The following is a 17,644-nucleotide window of genomic DNA, read 5'->3' as shown; positions in this document are numbered from 1 at the left end:
TTACTTTGTTTCTCGCGCCCTTTTTTCTAACATTTTCTTTATAAAATAAGGCATTTTGACATTTTCTCTGCCCTTTTTCTCTATCAACTTTTTGACAAATTCAGGCATTTGAAGTTCTTCTGTTTCGCTTAAGATTTGATTACTTTCTTCTGAAGGGGCCAATTCGTCAAAGGTTGTTTCTTCTGGATGCATGTATCGAAGCTCTTCTGTTTCATGCTGACGAATAGTTGCTAATAATGCAGCAATCAAACGGGAGTCTGTGTTAGGCATTGGTGGACGATGATAAACCACACCGAGTTCTTGGCACAATTCCTGACACTCCACATCATTATCAAACAGTACCTCGATATGTTCGCTGATGAAACTGATTGGGACAAAGATATAATGTTGCGGATGGTTCGTTTGATCTCGGAGATATTCTAAAACATCTGGCTTGATCCACGGCAATCCAATATCGCTTTCGCTCTGCCAGGTATTGGTATACTCATATGGAGCAAGGCCCAGCCGATGTGCAATCAACTGTGAGTTTTCAATAATCTGATCAATATATGGATCTTCAAAATCAAGGGCTAAAACTGGCACACTGTGAGCTGAGAAAATGACCTTAAAACTTTCATCTTTGACTTGCGTTTGCAAGATTTTCCTGATTTCTTCCTCCCAAAAACGAAGCAAGTCCTCAGCCTGATACCATTCTTTGATAATATGGAATTTAATTGTCTGGCTCGTAATAAATTTTTCATACCCCATGACAGAGTAAAAAGAATAATGCGGTTCTAAAATCAAGCAGATACATTCCTCAATCCCGTCATCCTCCATCTGCCTAATAACATCTGGAATAAAGGGGCGAGAAAATTTATTAGCAAAATAGACAGCATACTCTCCTTTTAAAGCTTCCTTCACCAGCTCAACTTCTGCCCGCGTGATGCGTTGCAGGGGGCTGCCACCAATACGCTGATAATTATCATGAAGGTGCTGAATCTCCTGATCAGTAGGTCGCACGCCACGACGGATATTCGTGAAAAATTCTGCAATATCCTCAAAAGTATAGCCCTCTGGCGATCCAAAGGTCATCATTAGAATAGCTTTTTTAGTCATAAGTCCCTCTTTTTGTATAAAATCCTCTGCTATTATAACATGATATCCCCTGAAAAGCAGATAAAAGGAATGTTTTCTAACCAAATTTAAGAATTATTTGAATCACAAAAACTTCTCTTCCTAAATTTAATTCAATCAAACTAATTCACCAATAAAAAATGAAGTGAGCTGTAATACTCACTTCACTGTTATATACTATAAAGCTTTTCTGCGGCGATGTTTCACTGCACCTGCGAGAAGAGCTGCACCGAGAGTCATTCCAAGGAAGGCTAATTGTTCCGCTTCCGTTCCTGTATTAGGAAGGACAACTGACTGGCTAGGCGAAGCTTTAGGAGTCGCTGGAGCATTAGTATTATTATCAGTTTTTGGCTGAGCTTGAGTAGCTACGTTAGCCAATGTTTCAACCGATGCATCCTTCTCATCTTGAGAAGCTGAATTTGCATTCGAAGTCAGAAGCGTTTGACTACCTGCACCTGCTGCTGCAAAATTAAGTCCACCATTTGCTTGATAAGTAGTTGTAGTGGCCGATGCTAGGGCTTGGCGCACTTCTTTTGGAAGCAGATCTAGCAAATAATTGTAATTTGCTAGCAATTCATTGTAGACTGTTTGCAAATCAACTAATTTTGCATTCTCAGTTTCAGCAACAAGTTGTTTAGCCTTCAGGTCAGCCTCTGCTGCAGCCAAATCTTGCTTAGCACTTTCCAATTGTTGTGGAGCTGTTTTGAGATCTGCAACTTTCTTCTGAGCCGCTGCTACACGATTTTGAGCAGCGACCAATTCAGCTTTAGCTGCTTCTAGTGCCTTATTCTTGTTTTCCTCAGCCGTCTTCAAAGCTGCGAGCTGATTCTTGGCCTCTACTAAGGTTGCCTGAGCTTTTTGCAATTTGGCTTGATATGGAGAAAGGGCAGACGCGATTCTTGCTGTCGCTGATTTCAAAGCAGCCTTTTTATCTGACAAGTTTTGTTGAGTCAGAGCTAAGGCTTTCTCAGCAGCTTCAAGATTCTGTCTAGCTTTTACAACAGCAGCCGCACGATCTTTCTGTGCCTTGTACGAATCTGTCAACTGATTGTTTAAAAGATTCAGGCTAGACTCTTGGCTAACTTTTTGCGCTTGCAACTCTGCCAAACGATTCTTCAAGGCTGTCACATTGGCACTTGAAGCAGCTCCACGACTGCCGCCGCTGCGGAGAAGTTTCTCCATCGCTTCAACTGTTAGCAATGTGCCATTATTGACTCTTTGATTGAAATTACGAACATTATGGAATCCAACTTCTGAAGTTCCGTGTGGAGTTCCAAACTGATTTGGATGAGTGTCATAGGCAGCAGAAATAGCATTGGCCTTGTTATCCATCATTTGGACATAGTGACCGATTTGCGCAAAGACGTTAGGCCCTACCTTCATATAAATATCATTGGCATCCAGTTGTCTTTCATCAGTTGGCAAGCCGTATTGAGCAGCAATCTTCTGATACAAGGCTTTTTCACTATGCCAGAAATTAACCGCACCTTGAGGATCGAAGCTAATAGCTACGTTTTCATTGCCAATCAGCTTGCCCATGTGCCAATTTTCCTTCTCAAAGTACAAGGTCTGAATTTGGCTGGCAACATTAGCATATGGATCCACCAAAAGCTCTGGGAGACCCGCATTACGACGGTAAGCATTGATAGCCTTAACCAATTCCAAAGCCTGCAAGTTATTTTCCAAGCTGGCTGGGCTAGATGAATCTGAACCAACCGTGATCTTAAATTCATTCTGACCACGTTTGTAAAGAGCCAAAGCATCAACTGCAGCATTTCTTACGACTTCATTATTCGAATTATCTCGAAGATTCTCTAAGAATTGCGAATAGGTCGTATTTCGTAAATCAACCGGTGCTGTACTTGCATTTTTCTGTTCATGCACCAACTCTGTATTTGTTGCAGCAATCAATTGCTTGGTCTGCTCTAACTTAGCCTGAGTTTGATTGATTTTGTTTTGGATTTCTGCTTGATTTTGTGGCGCAGCATTTGCTGCTTGGTCTGCTTTTGCTAGTTCATTTTTAGCATGCTCCACAGCTGTCTGAGCTTGATTTTCCTGATTTTTAGCAGTTTCTACAGCAGCAGTTTCTGCATGAACTGGTTCTTTGGCTTTGTTTAGTTCAGATTCTGCCACATCTACCAATGATTGTTGACCAGCTATTGTATTTTCTTGGTCTTTAACTGCTTGACTTGCTTCTTGTACAGTAGTTTCTGCTTCTTTGACAGTTTCTGATTTTGCTGTTACTTCTTCTTCAGCTTTTTTAACATTGGTCTCTGCTTGAGAAATGTTTTCTTCAGTTGCTGCTTTTTCATTTTCAGTAGCTGTAGCCACTTTCTCTTGAGCCTCTGAAACTGCAGTTTTAGCTCCTTCAAGGTCTGCTTCAGCTTTCTTAGTTTGCTCTTGTTGCTGATTTACATTTTTCTTGGCAGCATCCGCTTTTTCCTTCGCTTCTGCTACATCCGCTGTCGTAATTGGTTTCTCGGTAACTGCTGTTGCCTTTGGTTTCGTAGCCGTTGACTCAACGAGTTCATCCGCTTTTACCTGATGGCTGAGCGCACCAGAAATAATCGTTGTCGCTGCAATGCCAGTTGCTACAACGGATTTACCAATTTTCTTGTCCATAGACATCTCCTTCTAATAGCACATGTATCATTTACAATCAGTCCTATGCTATAATACTAACATAAAATGACTGGTTAAACCAGTCAAAACCATATCATTTAAATAGAAATTCTATTACAATTTTATGACAAAAATCGAACGCTCCATCCTAAGAATATAGAAATAGAGCGGATTTAAAGCATTTTTCGCCTCTTCCGCTCCTTATTCCATTTATTTAGAAAAAATTTCTTTACTGCTTATTTGCTTCTGATGTCACTTGATTTTCAGCCTCTTTTTCTGAAGGAGCTGCTGAATTTGATTTTTCTACTTCAGGAGTGGCTGGTGAACTTGACTCTTCCACTGTCTCTTTAGGAGCCTCGCTAGGTGTTTCTTTTTTAGTCTCCTCAGCCGGACTGGCCTCCGTCTCAGTTTTAGCTTCAGTCGGAGCAGGCTTGTTGGCTTGAAGCTGATTAAAGAACGCTTCTGCTTCAGCTAGCAAGGCTGCTTTGTCCACACTCGGATCGGATAATTTATCCAATAGAGCATCTACCTTGGCAAATTGCTCATCTGTCCCCTGTTGTTCCTCAAGCATCTTGTGGGCGGACATCAGCAAATTGTAAATTTTAAGATAGATCTCTTTATCCTTGAGCGCTGCAGATGCCTGCTGTTCTTTTAAGGTTTCAACGATTTGAGTCAAGAGCGTTTTCGTTTCTGCTAAGATTGTTTCTCTATCTTTGCGACCTTCTTGCAAATCAGTACCAAGTGCTGCGAGTTGCTTTTGATAATTTTCTTGCAGAGTCGAATCCGTTACTTTTTCCAAAAGTTCTTTACCTTTTTGGAAGAGAGCTTGGAGAGTTGCTTCTGAGATTTCCTCTGTAGGCTGCGGTGCAAATTCTCCATACAATTCTTTCAAGAAACCATAGATAGCCGTCTTATAACTGTGGTCGTCCAGTTTTTCGGTATCCAGAACCGTTTTATCCTTGGCTGAAGCAGCCTCGCCACTTGCCAGAGCCTTATCAACTTCGAGCTTAGTTTGATAGAGTTCCAAGAAAAGAGCTTTCAGATCGACCGCTTCGATAAAGGCTTGAGACTTATAAAGTTTGAGCGTCAAATCAGCAACTTTCTTACGAAGTTCTGGCTGCAAACGAGCATCATCAACTGCGAGATAGAAAGCTTTGAGGTACTCAACGGAGGTCACTCCTGTCCGGTCTTGATAATCTTGCAGACTTGCCAATAGCTGCTCAATCTCAGCCATCTTAGCTTCATTTTTTTCTACCTTAGCTGTCTGCAATTCACTGAGCAAGCTGGTTTTATTCACATTGTAGCTGTCTGTTTCCAAACGTTTGATCTTGTCAACCAATTCTTGATATTTTTTATCAACTTCTGTCAGCTCTGCCGTTTTCGCTTTTTCATCAACATGAATGTAGTGCTTATCAAATTGATTTAGGCTTGCCAAATATCCCTCTGTTGAGTTGCTTGGCAATTGCTTCATGGTTTCTACAAAATTACCGAGAGCTAGCTCAATTCGACGCTGCATGAGCAGATCTTTATCATAAATGGTTCGGCTAGCTGCCAAGAGGGCATCCACCTTTTCAAGAACGGCTTTTTCATCATATGCCCCTGCTTGATAAGCTGATTGCAAAGCTGGGATTTTGTTCTTCAAACCTAGATTCAATCCTTTGGATTGGACACGGATGTAGTGGTTGTGATCGCCATGCGGAATGACAAACTGACCATTTTCCACCTGAATACTGTATGGAGACAGACCTGAACGCAGGGCTGTTGTATAAAGCTCGTTCAGGAAGTCCAGCTCTGGATTTCCAGTTTCTAGAGGAATCCGAACGTGCTCTTTTCGAACAGCGTATGGATGGATATGTGTCGGATCGTAGTCTTGATCTGGATTATTAAAGACAAAGAAGCCTTTTGAAATCTTAATCGCTTCACGCGGTACGCCATAAGTCTTGGAAATATAAGCGATTTTCTCTTCGTCACTTGCGTCACGAGAAAAACGGTCATATTCTGTGCTGACTTGACTGGACTGACTTGAATCTTTGTGCTTAGCCAGGTTGGCTTCTGCAGCTGCAATCTGATCTTTGGTCAAATCTTTTTTAAAGAAATAATGTGCATGGCCGCCGTGTTGGACAACGTAACCTTCCTCATCTTTTGAGATGACATGTTCAGCATGGAAACCATGGTCGTGCTCGTCTTTATCAGCTGGTTTGGCTGGCTGACTTGGTGTACTTGCAGCAGCCTTAGGATAAGTCTGCTGACCAGCAACAGGAATGTTCCGAGCTATTTCTTCTTCTAGGGCAGACAGTTTGCTGTAAGGGATAAAGTGGTAGTGATTTCCATGCGGAATGGCTACTCCTTCTGCGGTCCGTCTAACGATTTTACTTGGATCAAAGACAAGACCATCTTTTTCAACATAGCGTTTTTCTTTTGGTGTATGGTAGAGTTTCTCAAGTAAGGTTTGGTAACTTGATGGTGCATCTTCTGCTTTTTCAGCTGGTTTGGTTCCGTGCCCAGCGTCTGATTGGGCAGGTTTGGACGGTTGAGCTGGCTTAGCAGTCTGTCCCTTATCAGCTTGATGCGCTGGCTTAGTCGCAGTTCCTGCATGTTGATTTTCCGATGCTTTAGCTGTAGGAGCAGAAGCTTCTCCTCCTGTATTAGGATTTTCAGCTGGACTAGCTGCTTGCTTGCCTCGCTGCAAGGAATCCCAGTAGGCTTGGGCAGCCGCTAACTCACCTGGCGACAGATCACTTTTAGGAATATAATGCATATGACCGCCATGTGGCACAAGGAAGCCATCTCCTGTATCCGAAATCACATCAGATGGACTGAAAACATAGCCGTCATCTGTTGTATAAGCGCCATTGCTCCGACTCGATGCAGTACCTTCTGCTTGATAGGTTCTCTTTCCTGCAGCATAAGCGGCACTTGGACGACTGAAATCTTGCGTTTTTCTGCTAACGGTTTGACTCGATTTAGCTTCTGACCCGCCTTCGCCTTCTTCCTTGCTAGGATGAATTTGTCTTTGCTGTGCGATTTCATCAACTGAACGGACATTGCTGGTTTCTTTGGCATTGGTCAGATATAGGTAATATTTGCCTGCAACCTTGATAATATAGCCATCTTTCACTTGGTTGACAATATCTGATTCCTGCAATTGATAATTTGGATCCCGCATAATCAACTCTTCACTAAGAATTGCATCAAAGGGAACCTTGCCATTATAGTAATGATAGTGATCGCCATGTGAAGTCACATAGCCTTGATCCGTAATCTTGACAACGATCTGCTCAGCAGTAATGCCTTCTTTGGCCTGAATCTGCTCAGGCGTCAATTTCTCGGCTTTTTGAGATTTATTGTCCTGCTTATTTGCAGATTTCTTTTCTACATAAGCCACTCGATTTGTTGCTTGTTCTTGTGGCTTATCTGCTTGATACTGCATGATCGCATAACCGCACACACCTAGTGTAGCTAGTGCCGCAACTGAACTAATAATATATTTCTTTTTCATACATCACCTCATTGTTTTAATTCTTTCGCTAAAATTTCTAAATTATCTTCTAAATTTTCAAGATAGGTCTTGTCATTTTCAGGATCTGCTTCGAGAGGATTTAGCACCTTTAGGTTGACTCCTGTTGCCTTCTTCAAGGTCTCAGCCAACTTAGAGGAAGCATTGCTCTCGACAAAAATCGTCTTGACTTTATAGGTCTTGATAAAGTCTTGTATCTCGGTCAACTGCCTTGGACTAGGCTCTTGGTCTGGCGAAATTCCTGAAATCCCTAGTTGCTTGAGACCGAAACGCTTGGCTAGATAAGAGAAAGCTGTATGCTGGGTCACGAAAGTTTTTTCATCTAGCCCACTAAAGACTCCTTGATATTTTTGGCTCAGGGCCTTTGCCTTCTCTGCAAATTTTTGAGCATTTTTCTGATAGGTATCCGCATTTTTACTATCTAGCTTGGACAATTCTTGAGCGATGAGTTGCGCCTCTTCTGCCACTTTTTCAGGATCCAGCCAAGTATGTGGATCATAGAGGGTCTTTTCATCAATCCCTTCCTCAGCAGACACTTCTTCTAAGCCGGATACCTTATCCAACTGCATCCCGTTGCTGGCTTCTACGACCGCTACTTTAGACTTTTGTAAACTAGGATCCAGACTACCGGCCCAAGACTCCAAAGTCCGAGAATGATACACAAAGGCATCTGCTTCATAAATAGCCGCTACATCACTGGCTGATGGCTCAAATTCATGAATTCCTGCGCCTGACTGAATCATCCGTACATCGTTCAAATCTCCTGAGACTTCTTTGACCATCGAATAAATCGGGTAAAAACTCGTGACAATATTGAGCCCGCGTTTGCTACCAGCACCGCTTGCTTCCTTTTTACTACAAGCGGCAAGGCCAAGCCCCAGCAAGACTAGACTTAAAGCTATCAAAACTTTTTTGATTTTCATTTTAACTCCTTAACCAGTTTAGCAATCATTCAAAGAAAGAACTATTTTCAAAACATTCTTTGCCAAGAATTGCTTTCAAAAATAGTCTCTTTTGTTAACTGGTTTATTAACTAGTTAAGATAATACTCCTTTTTATTTTTTCTGTCAAGAAGGATGTTTGAATTTTTTCAAAAATTTTCCATCCCTTCATCCAATTAAAAAAGCCACAAACGTGGCTTTGAGAAATCGATATCTAAATTTTGCTATTTTTATAGAAAGGACTAGTGTTCACTATCCCTACTATTGGCTCGAATTTCTTCCAACATTTTGGCTTCTTCGGCTGTACATTCATAGTTTTCCAACAAGTCCGGACGACGCTCATAGGTTTTTTTCAGACTTTCATAAAGACGCCACTTTCGGATATTCTCATGGTGCCCACTCATGAGAACTTCCGGAACAACCATGCCGCGATAGTCATAGGGACGAGTGTACTGAGGATATTCCAAGAGTCCAGACGAAAAGCTGTCGTCCGTGTGACTGACTTCCTTGCCAATAACCTCTGGAATCAGGCGAACTGTCGCATCAATCATGGTCATAGCCGCCAATTCTCCTCCGGTCAGCACATAGTCACCCAGCGAAATCTCGTCCGTCACCAAGGTCTTGATCCGCTCATCATACCCCTCATAGTGACCGCAGATGAAGATGAGTTCCTCTTCCTTGGCCAGCTCCTCAGCATAGGCTTGGTCAAAAGTCCGACCAGCAGGATCCAGCAAAATCACACGCGGCTGCTTCTTTTCAATGGCATCATAGGCATCAAAAATTGGCTGAGCCCGCAGCAGCATGCCCTGACCGCCACCGTAGGGCTCGTCATCCACATGCCGAGATTTTTCCGCATTTTCTCGAAAATTATGGTAGTTGATTTCCAAGAGTCCTTTTTCTCGCGCCTTACCCACAATCGAGTGCTCCAAAGGCGCAAACATCTCTGGAAAGAGGGTCAAAATATCAATCTTCATCATCCAGTCCTTCCGGTATCTCTACATCAACCCGACCTTGCTCGATGTCAATGCCTAACACTACTGGCGGAATGTAAGGCAGCAGCAAATCACGCTTACCTTTACGCTTGACCACCCAGACATCATTGGCTCCTGGCTGGAGAATCTCCTTAATCGTACCTAGCAGAACATCATTTTCATAGACTTCAAGGTCGATAATCTCATGGTAGTAAAATTCGCCATCTTCCAAATCAGCCAAGTCTTCTTCGGCTACTTTCAGACTAAAGTCACGAAATTTCTCGATGTCATTGATATGATACATGCCCTTGAACTTGATAATATCAAAGTTCTTGGCCTTGCGGTGGCTGGCAATCTCCACATCCATAACAAACTGGTCTTTCTTATCGAAAAGAGCCAATTTATTGCCTTTTTTAAAACGCTCTTCCGCAAAATCTGTCACTGATAAAACCCGCATCTCGCCTTGCAAACCTTGGGTATTGACGATTTTACCAACATTAAAATAATTCATTTTTACTCCAGTTAATCTTTTTACTATTCGTTTTATTGTATCATTTTGCTGGCTTTTTCTCAAGGCAGGCAGCTGGCTCAGACAGCGGAAAAGCTTATAAGTCAATGCCTTTTTCTTTGAGATTTTGCAGGCATTCCTCATAGTAAGCCGCATCATGCTCGGAGTAAATAGGACTCGCCACAGCCACTTCTTCCAGATGCACATAGGCTAGACAAGTCTTGCCACGATAGTCCCGCTCCAGCCACTCTGGGGACACACGATAACCTCGCTTGCTCATCTCCTCCATAATCAGCTCATGGTAGCGATAAAGCAAGTAAGGAGAGTGAGCAAAAACATAGTCAACGGTCGCATGTTTCTTACCCCAGCCATTGCCACGAAGGGCGCAGCATTCCCGATGCTGGCCAAGTAGTTGCGGACGGGGAAGCTTGGGAATCAGTGCTTGATGCCAGAGTCTCATTCTAACCTCCTTTTAGTAAAAACAAAGCAATCTTTTATTGCTCCAAATCGCCATTGAGCTCCAGAGAACATCCTTTTAATAATCGCTGAAACGTCTATGTTTGATTTCAAAGTCGAAATAATTCTCTTCCTGAAGTCGGTGGAAAATGTCCCGATAGGCTTCTTCGTCAAAAGACTCCCCTCGATAAAGGATTTCAAAGCTAAGATCCTCATATTCCAGAAAGGCATTGGCTGACCGGAATCCCTTGCTCTGATAAAAATCCCAGCGAGCTTGACGCTGTTCAAGATTGTCACATGGCTCATCTAGACGCTCGATTTCTAAAATCATGGTTCGCTGATAGAAATTGACCAGCTTTTCAATGATTTCACCGCCATAGCCATGGCTGCGCAGGTGAGGCATAATCGCAAAGAAACTAACATAAAAGGCTTGCGCGTTGGAAATGGCGAAGGCAAAACCAACAAACTCCTTTTCATGATAAAAGGCGAAAAAATTAGCATCTTCCTGTTCCTCATATCGTAAAAATTCACTGAGCGGTATCCTTTCCTCTTCTGGGAAAGCCTCATTATTCAAGGCTTCTACCTTATCCAAATCTGGAAAATCTGCTGTAATGATCTGGCTGGTTAAGCTCATAAAATCACTCCTTTTCTAGTGATAGTATAACAAATTTTGCAACTGGTTTCAAAAAAGAGCCCTAGAAGAGCTCTTATGTATTTATTTTTCTGAAATGATAGTAAGGTGCCGAGTTCCTAAGAACTACCGACAGTTGGTCCCGATTGGACTCCTAGCTACTACTTCACTATTTCACGTAAATCGTCCAAATGCTGGTTATCAGTCACAGCCATAATGCTGACTCCTTCTGACCAGACAAAGTCTGGAGTAAACTGGCTTTCCAAAGGCTGATTTTTTGTCAGACGATAGCCGATAATATTGAGATGATACAGCCTACGAGCATCTACTTCACGGACCGTTTTCCCGACCCAGCTAGCAGGCAGTTCAAACTCAGCCACCACTACATCGTCATCCAGCTGGAAAACCTCAATCGAATGGTTAAAGAGAATGGTCTTGGCCAATGAAATACCAGCCTCCACTTCAGGCAGGATAACCAAATCAGCTCCCACCTTTTCCAGTACCTGCTGGGTTACTTCATCCTTGACTTTGGCAATGACATTTTTAACGCCCAATGCCTTACAGTGCATGACCGCTAGAACACTGGATTCCAGACTTTCTCCAGTCGCCACGACGACCGTATCACAGGAACCAACGTCTGCCGCCTCCAAAAGTTCCATATCAGTAATGTCCCCGATCACACCGACGGCAATCATGTCTTCATATTGATTGATTGTCTCTTCGTGATTATCAATTGCAATGATTTCTACATCCTGAGAAATCAAGGCCTCAATAATACTCTGTCCAAAAATCCCCAAGCCAAGGATTCCAACTGTTTGATTTGCCATTTCTTTTCTCCTATCCAATCATAATGTCCGCCTTGCTGTAGTGCAAGGTAGTCGCCTTCTTCGGTTGATAATGGTTAAGACTGACCATAAGAGTCAGCGGCCCCACCCGTCCAATAAACATCAGCAACATAATCACAACCATACCAGCTGTATTGAGGCTGGTAGTGATATTGGCTGTCACACCAACTGTAGCCAGTGCCGACACAGTCTCAAATATCAGGTAAATAAAACGATGACTGCTATCGGTCACTAGCCCAAGAGCCAAAAGACCAAGCAGAAATGTCAGCTGAAAAATCACTGTCACACCAAAAGCCTTCTGCACCAGCTGAGGAGCCAGTGTTCTCCGACCGAGATTAGTATGTGGCAAGCCCAAAATCTCCTTACGAGCGAAAAGCAAAAGAACTAAGAAGGTCGTAATTTTCAGACCACCTGCTGTACCACCCGGAGCTCCTCCTAAAAACATCTGGAGCAGATAGATAAACAGGGTTACTGGACGAGCAGCCGTATAATCTATGGAAGCAAAGCCAGCTGTCCTCATACTGACTGTCTGGAAAAAGCTGACCAATAGCTTATCGCCAAAGGAAAGATTGCCAATCGTTCCAGGATTATTATACTCCGTCCAAAGACTCGCAACCGTCCCAAAAACGAGGAGACCAGCAGTCAGAAGCAAGACTACCTTAGTATGAAAGTGCAGTCCCTTCTGTTTTCCTCCTAATTTAGTAGCCAAGTCAAACCAGACCATAAAACCAAGTCCGCCAGTAATGATGAGGAGAGCCAAGGTGATATTAACCAAAACATCTGTCTGCAAGCCTAGTAGGCTATCATTGCCAAAATTATCAAATCCTGCATTACAAAATGCAGAAACGGCTAAAAAGATAGAATTAAAAATCCCTTTTCCCAAGCCAAACTTAGGAATGAAGTGAATCATGAGAAGGAGAGCGCCCAGTCCTTCGATAGTAAAAGTCGTGATAAAAATCGAACGGACAAATTGACCTAAGGTACGATTGTGCCCATAACTAAAACTATCTCGCAGAATGCGGCGATCCTTGAGGCTGAGCTTTTTCCGACTTTCCATGGTGAAAAATCCGATAAAGGTCAGGATTCCCAAGCCACCAATCTGAATCAACAGCATACAAAGGAACTGCCCCCAGACATTGTATGTATCTACAACCGATCGAGTAAAAAGCCCTGTCACACAGACCATGGAGACAGCTGTAAAAAGATGATCCAGATAGCCCGCTTGGGAACTTGCCGTCTGCACCCAAGGCAGACTGAGTAGCAAGGAACCACAGAATATCACCAGAAGAAAAGACAAGATAATCTTTTGCGCTGGTGACAAGCGTGAAAATAAATGCTTCATAAAGTTTCCTTTCCTGATCTAATAAATGCAGAGGCTAGCTCTATCTGCCCTCCTCTTTCCTTGATAGCCAGCTGTAAATCATCTGGACTCTGCAAGTTTCTGACTTTGATGGCATAATCCGCTGCGACAATAGCATGTCCCCGCATATGGGCTGTTGCGACTGCCTGGGCAAAGACACGCGCAGCATATTTACCGATTTGTGATTGAGCTTGCTGAGACAGTTTATTAGCCAAGAAACCAGCCTTCCTTAGTTCATAGGCAGATGCCCTCCCATCAAGTCGAGCCTGAAAAACCTCTCTTACTTGAGTCAAAATCTTCTGCTTTTCAAACTCATCTTCCATATCTATCAGCGGTATAAAGCTTGACGCCATTTTCATAGCCATCGAGCCAGTTTCCCCTGAGGAAGTTGCTCCAAAACAAGCTCCAATTCCAATCTCTTCTCACCATCATCTAGAATTTTCAGCTTGTAAGAGCTCGGTAAAATCACTTGATCATTCTCATAACACTTGCGCTCATGAACGTTCCAAGCATACTCTTCTGGCTTCATATGTCCTCCGATTTCGGATTTCTCTAAACTCGCCCCTGCATTTCATTCTTCTCTTAAATGAAGTGTCAAGTTCTCGCGGATCTCAAGCTACATCAATGGCCCTAAATTCAACTACGCCTAACGGCTTGTTGCAAGTAAGGAAAATGAGGAACGTAGTTCTCGCGGAGCTCGAACTGCATCAATGGCCCTAAATTCAACTGCGCCTAACGGCTTGTTTCATTAAGGGCCATAGAAAAACGGGACACATGGCCCCGCTGCTTCTTATTTCTCATCAATAACGATGCGAACTTTTTTGTACTCGGTTGGGACAGAGTAAACAATCGTCCTTATAGCGGAGATAGTACGACCTTTACGACCGATCACACGTCCAACATCGCTTGGATCAAGATCAAGATGATACTCTAAAAACTCAGGTGTATCTTCAATCTTGATAGTTAAGGCATCTGGCTGTGAAATCAAAGGTTTCACTATCGCAATAATGAGATTTTCAATCGTGTCCATATATCAACCTGCACTTCTATTATTTAGAGTATTTTGAATCGTGGAATTTCTTCAAAACACCAGCTTTTGAAAGGATGTTGCGAACTGTATCTGAAGGTTGAGCTCCATCAGCCAACCATGCAAGAACGCGATCTTCTTTCAAAGTCACTTGGTTTTCTTCAACAAGTGGGTTGTAAGTTCCAACTGTTTCGATGAAACGTCCGTCACGTGGTGAACGTGAGTCTGCAACGTTGATACGGTAGAAAGGTTTTTTCTTAGAACCCATACGAGTCAAACGGATTTTTACTGCCATTTTTAAAATTTCTCTCTTTTCTTATTTTTTATTTCGGTGAAATAGCTGAGCTATTTAGCACATGTTCTATTATAGCAGATTAAAAACAGCTGTCAAGTTTTTTTCTTGACAGGCTCAAGAATTTTTTTCAAAGCAGCAATTTTTTAATTTCTTCATAGGAGGATACCGTATAAGTCGGCTGCGCACTGCTATTGTTAATCAGCTTCTTGGGATTGTACCAGAGAGAGTCCATACCTGCATTATTAGCGCCTGAAATATCTGCAGTCAAGGAATCTCCAATCATCAAAGTCTGAGACAGGTCAAAATCCGGTATCTGCTCTGCTATTTTTTCATAAAACAAAGCCTCAGGCTTCTGAGTCCCCATCTTTTCCGAGATGAAAATGTGATTAAAATAAGGAGAAATGTCGGAATGGGCCATGCGGCCAGTCTGAATAGCCGTGATACCATTGGTCGCCCCGTAAATCTCATAGTCAGCTGCTGTCAGACTGTCCAAAAGCTCGCTAGCACCAGCGTAGGTTTGTCCTTGCTGAGCAATATGCTGCTGATAGAGAAGGGCCAGCTCGGCGCCATCCTTCTCAATACCAAAATGAGCAAAAAGACGAGAAAAGCGCGTATTGACCAGCTCCGGCTTGGTGATTTTCCCCTGTTCCAAATCCCGCCAAAGCCCCTTATTCATGGGAATATAATAGTCTTTGTAGGTCTGGATCTCCGTCACGCCCTGCTCTTCCAAAAACTGCGTCAGGGCGATATCTTCTGCCGTATCAAAATCCAGCAACGTATGGTCAAGGTCGAAAAGTAGAAATTTGTATGACAAGGTTGGAATCCTTTCTATAACTGTAGTAGGTTTATTATATCATACTGTACCTAGCAGTCCAATAACCAAAGTAACCTCTAAGCTCAACTAAAAAAGTAACCTCAAAGGCGCTTTTTAGGCTCTAATTAAACCAATCAAATACCAACCTTTGGATTTTTTAACTTTGGCAACTTTAAGAAATGAATCTTTCTCACTCTGAACATAAAAAAGGAGAGGACGTCAATTATCCTCTACAGATTTTAAAATTTCATTAATCCACTACAGTTGACAAAGATATCTAACTTTTGGGATTTAGGTCATCTTTTGGAAAGTCTCTATTATAATAAATTGCGAATTTTTTCTTTTATAAATGCGTTAAGAGAATAGTGTTTATCAAGATATTCTAGGAGTGCCTGAGCAGATTCAGAGATTCGTTCGTAACCTTGCAAAAAGTAGGGTAATTGTTTGGCCTCATTTGGATAACCTTTTTCAAATCGTCTGTTGCTGTTAAAAATATCTATAAAATCAGATTTAGAAGTTTTTTCCAAATTGATTAATTCAGTCCAAAGCTTGACGGATCTGTTTTGGATGAAATCATAAGCAGCTAATTTTTCGCCTCGTTGATAGCGACCTAGTCCTATATATAGATTGCATAAAATTTCTCCCAACAGCCATTCACGGTCTCTATTTTCTTTTGATGGCAATCTTTGTGGTTGGCAGATTGTTCCATCAAAACAGACCTCCTTCCAGATAATCTTGCCTTCAGCGAAGGGAATGTTTACTAGTTCATGAGCTTCAAAGACAGCAAATTCACAAAAAACATCATCTTCAAATAGAACTTTATGTCCATCCACTGTATTTTGGTAGTGAAATGCAATTGGTTCTAGCTTACTTAACCAGGTTAGGTCCTGGATATAGGCATGCTTGTAGCCATCTTTTACTATAACAAAGAAGTCCAAATCTGAGTACTGATCCAATCGTTCTCTTTCTGCTCCGCAAGAACCAAGTGCCAGCAAAGCTAGTGCTTGTCTAGAATCTTTTAGAGACTGACCAATATCATCTAGTCTTTGTAACAGTAATTCTGTTTTATTCATATCGTTACCTCATTATTTCTTGTTTACAGACATTATATAGTTAATGTTTTCGAAAGTCAATTTCATCCAACACCAGACACATACCAATATAATATGGTGTTTTTCCGGTATTTTTTTGTTATGATAAATTGAATCATTTTACGGAGGTTTTCTCATGTTATCAAGAGTTGAAAAATTTGAAGTAGTCTTTGATTAATTAGAAAGTGGTTCTTATCTTTAAAAAGATTAAATGATTTGGAAAATATTTGAGAAGGAAAAATATATCGACTTAACCATCGATTTGAAAACGGTAAGATCTTCCCTCAAACGATGAAAATATAAATACGACCGCTCGAAGAATGGCTAATTTACCTAATTAAGCATGAAACAATCATTGCAAAATATATTTTTAAAATTACCCATAAAATGATGAGTTGAAGCGAGTTATTCAAAGTCATATGTATTGCTGATATTTAAAAGAGCGATCTGAGACTCAATCTATATATATAAAAATTAGTACTGCTAAGTAAAGTGCGGACATTATACCACAAGCCACAAAAAAACCAGCCCCTCAAAAATGAACGGCTGATTTCTAATCTATTTCACTACTGGAATCCAGAGTTCCATTTGGTAGTCTGGAGAGTACATATCACCCTCGGTGTAGACTTCAAAATCTGGTGCTCCTGAGTGGTGATAACCTGTTTCTGAGAAAAAGACTTCCAAAACATATTTCCAAGCATGGTGGATGCTGGCTGGTATAGCCCCCCTGACTGGTACGATGGCATATTCAGCTTCTGCGATTTCCTTGATTGACAGACCTAGTTCTTCTGCTTTAGCTTTATCCGTCACATCATAAGCGGCCATATAGTTGATGACTTCGCCTTCTTTGACATCCGAGCAGATGCCAAAGGATTGGCCACTGCCCAGACTTTCCAGGCTTTCAAAGCTGTGATTGGCATAGAGCTGTTCCCATACAGACGGGCACTGGCTATTGTCAATAGCTTCCAATAGGACGCCTGCAACAGTAAAAGCAGGTTTCTTTTGAATCTTGATATCCATGTTCTTTCCTCCTGTAATCTTTAAGGATAATTGAAGTTTAGGAAAGACCCGATAAGGTTTTCCATTTCGAACTTCTGAGGGAGTTGCCCCATGGAATTTCTTAAAGGCTGCGCTAAAGGCATCCGCAGACTCATAGCCGTATTTCATCGCTATTTCAATGACTTTCTCAGAGCTTTCCTGCAAGTCTGTCACAGCTTCTGACAGCCTGCGATTGCGCAAGTATTCTGCTAAAGTCATATCTGCTAGAATAGAAAAGAGCCTGCTAAAGAGAGCATAAGAATAGCCCGATAGCTCCTTGAATTGCTGCAAATCCACTTCTGCGTCCAGCTTACTTTCCAGANATTCCATGGTTCGATTGAATTGATGCATCATATTCTTTTTCACCTCTTGACTATAGTCTAACAGATCTCAGATACTTCTGCCCTAGAATTTT

14 protein-coding genes and 3 pseudogenes are annotated in these 17,644 nt (G+C 42.0%); all 17 read right to left on the bottom strand.

Annotation, left to right across the window (positions count from 1 at the left end; translation table 11 throughout):
* On the bottom strand, nucleotides 1-1,095 hold the full coding sequence (gene hemH, locus D8790_RS04905; protein ID WP_125387782.1) for a ferrochelatase: 1,095 nt from the start codon (nucleotides 1,093-1,095) through the stop codon (nucleotides 1-3).
* Nucleotides 1,096-1,290: 195 nt separating this feature from the next.
* Nucleotides 1,291-3,735, bottom strand: coding sequence for a CAP domain-containing protein (locus tag D8790_RS04900; RefSeq protein ID WP_125387781.1), 2,445 nt, complete (start codon nucleotides 3,733-3,735; stop codon nucleotides 1,291-1,293).
* Nucleotides 3,736-4,645: 910 nt separating this feature from the next.
* Nucleotides 4,646-5,920: pseudogene (locus tag D8790_RS11075) on the bottom strand (pneumococcal-type histidine triad protein); the annotation flags it as partial.
* A gap of 96 nt (nucleotides 5,921-6,016) precedes the next feature.
* Nucleotides 6,017-7,234: pseudogene (locus D8790_RS11070) on the bottom strand (pneumococcal-type histidine triad protein); the annotation flags it as partial.
* Nucleotides 7,235-7,242: 8 nt separating this feature from the next.
* Nucleotides 7,243-8,175 (bottom strand): metal ABC transporter solute-binding protein, Zn/Mn family, encoded by a 933-nt coding sequence (locus D8790_RS04890; RefSeq protein ID WP_125387779.1) that lies wholly within the window; start codon nucleotides 8,173-8,175, stop codon nucleotides 7,243-7,245.
* 260 nt (nucleotides 8,176-8,435) lie between these two features.
* Complete coding sequence (gene trmD / locus D8790_RS04885) at nucleotides 8,436-9,167, bottom strand: tRNA (guanosine(37)-N1)-methyltransferase TrmD (RefSeq protein ID WP_005590438.1); 732 nt, start codon at nucleotides 9,165-9,167, stop codon at nucleotides 8,436-8,438.
* Complete coding sequence (gene rimM, locus D8790_RS04880) at nucleotides 9,157-9,675, bottom strand: ribosome maturation factor RimM (protein ID WP_125387778.1); 519 nt, start codon at nucleotides 9,673-9,675, stop codon at nucleotides 9,157-9,159. Before rimM ends, trmD begins: the two co-directional genes overlap by 11 nt.
* A gap of 94 nt (nucleotides 9,676-9,769) precedes the next feature.
* Nucleotides 9,770-10,132, bottom strand: coding sequence for a TIGR02328 family protein (locus tag D8790_RS04875; protein WP_125387777.1), 363 nt, complete (start codon nucleotides 10,130-10,132; stop codon nucleotides 9,770-9,772).
* Between the two features lie 75 nt (nucleotides 10,133-10,207).
* A complete protein-coding gene (locus D8790_RS04870) occupies nucleotides 10,208-10,762 on the bottom strand; it encodes a GNAT family N-acetyltransferase (RefSeq protein WP_125370468.1) in 555 nt (184 codons plus the stop codon).
* A 158-nt stretch (nucleotides 10,763-10,920) separates the two neighbouring features.
* Nucleotides 10,921-11,586: a potassium channel family protein gene (locus D8790_RS04865; RefSeq protein WP_125387776.1), complete on the bottom strand. Its 666-nt coding sequence runs from the start codon at nucleotides 11,584-11,586 to the stop codon at nucleotides 10,921-10,923.
* 10 nt (nucleotides 11,587-11,596) lie between these two features.
* Nucleotides 11,597-12,946, bottom strand: coding sequence for a TrkH family potassium uptake protein (locus tag D8790_RS04860; protein WP_125387775.1), 1,350 nt, complete (start codon nucleotides 12,944-12,946; stop codon nucleotides 11,597-11,599).
* Nucleotides 12,943-13,493: pseudogene (locus tag D8790_RS04855) on the bottom strand (putative immunity protein). Before D8790_RS04855 ends, D8790_RS04860 begins: the two are co-directional and overlap by 4 nt.
* Before the next feature lie 261 nt (nucleotides 13,494-13,754).
* On the bottom strand, nucleotides 13,755-13,994 hold the full coding sequence (gene kphA, locus D8790_RS04850; RefSeq protein WP_005590445.1) for an RNA-binding protein KphA: 240 nt from the start codon (nucleotides 13,992-13,994) through the stop codon (nucleotides 13,755-13,757).
* A 19-nt stretch (nucleotides 13,995-14,013) separates the two neighbouring features.
* A complete protein-coding gene (rpsP, locus tag D8790_RS04845; RefSeq protein ID WP_005590447.1) occupies nucleotides 14,014-14,286 on the bottom strand; it encodes a 30S ribosomal protein S16 in 273 nt (90 codons plus the stop codon).
* A 127-nt stretch (nucleotides 14,287-14,413) separates the two neighbouring features.
* Nucleotides 14,414-15,100 (bottom strand): pyrimidine 5'-nucleotidase PynA, encoded by a 687-nt coding sequence (pynA, locus tag D8790_RS04840; protein ID WP_125387774.1) that lies wholly within the window; start codon nucleotides 15,098-15,100, stop codon nucleotides 14,414-14,416.
* A gap of 317 nt (nucleotides 15,101-15,417) precedes the next feature.
* On the bottom strand, nucleotides 15,418-16,173 hold the full coding sequence (locus tag D8790_RS04835) for a hypothetical protein (RefSeq protein WP_125387773.1): 756 nt from the start codon (nucleotides 16,171-16,173) through the stop codon (nucleotides 15,418-15,420).
* Between the two features lie 576 nt (nucleotides 16,174-16,749).
* Nucleotides 16,750-17,583 (bottom strand): AraC family transcriptional regulator, encoded by an 834-nt coding sequence (locus D8790_RS04830; RefSeq protein ID WP_125387772.1) that lies wholly within the window; start codon nucleotides 17,581-17,583, stop codon nucleotides 16,750-16,752.
* Between the last annotated feature and the right edge of the window lie 61 nt (nucleotides 17,584-17,644).

Origin of the sequence: Streptococcus cristatus (assembly GCF_003943535.1) — a bacterium.
GTDB lineage: Bacteria > Bacillota > Bacilli > Lactobacillales > Streptococcaceae > Streptococcus > Streptococcus cristatus_L.
The sequence above is the reverse complement of the archived record's forward strand: the minus strand, read 5'-3'. Positions and strand labels throughout refer to the sequence as shown.

Coding starts and splice junctions, on each gene's coding strand:
- D8790_RS04870 (WP_125370468.1), bottom strand. CDS start 10,762: ATGAGCTTAACCAGCCAGATCATTACAGCAGATTTTCCAGATTTGGAT.
- kphA (WP_005590445.1), bottom strand. CDS start 13,994: ATGGACACGATTGAAAATCTCATTATTGCGATAGTGAAACCTTTGATT.
- D8790_RS04890 (WP_125387779.1), bottom strand. CDS start 8,175: ATGAAAATCAAAAAAGTTTTGATAGCTTTAAGTCTAGTCTTGCTGGGG.
- D8790_RS04865 (WP_125387776.1), bottom strand. CDS start 11,586: ATGGCAAATCAAACAGTTGGAATCCTTGGCTTGGGGATTTTTGGACAG.
- hemH (WP_125387782.1), bottom strand. CDS start 1,095: ATGACTAAAAAAGCTATTCTAATGATGACCTTTGGATCGCCAGAGGGC.
- D8790_RS04835 (WP_125387773.1), bottom strand. CDS start 16,173: ATGAATAAAACAGAATTACTGTTACAAAGACTAGATGATATTGGTCAG.
- D8790_RS04900 (WP_125387781.1), bottom strand. CDS start 3,735: ATGGACAAGAAAATTGGTAAATCCGTTGTAGCAACTGGCATTGCAGCG.
- D8790_RS04860 (WP_125387775.1), bottom strand. CDS start 12,946: ATGAAGCATTTATTTTCACGCTTGTCACCAGCGCAAAAGATTATCTTG.
- trmD (WP_005590438.1), bottom strand. CDS start 9,167: ATGAAGATTGATATTTTGACCCTCTTTCCAGAGATGTTTGCGCCTTTG.
- rpsP (WP_005590447.1), bottom strand. CDS start 14,286: ATGGCAGTAAAAATCCGTTTGACTCGTATGGGTTCTAAGAAAAAACCT.
- rimM (WP_125387778.1), bottom strand. CDS start 9,675: ATGAATTATTTTAATGTTGGTAAAATCGTCAATACCCAAGGTTTGCAA.
- D8790_RS04875 (WP_125387777.1), bottom strand. CDS start 10,132: ATGAGACTCTGGCATCAAGCACTGATTCCCAAGCTTCCCCGTCCGCAA.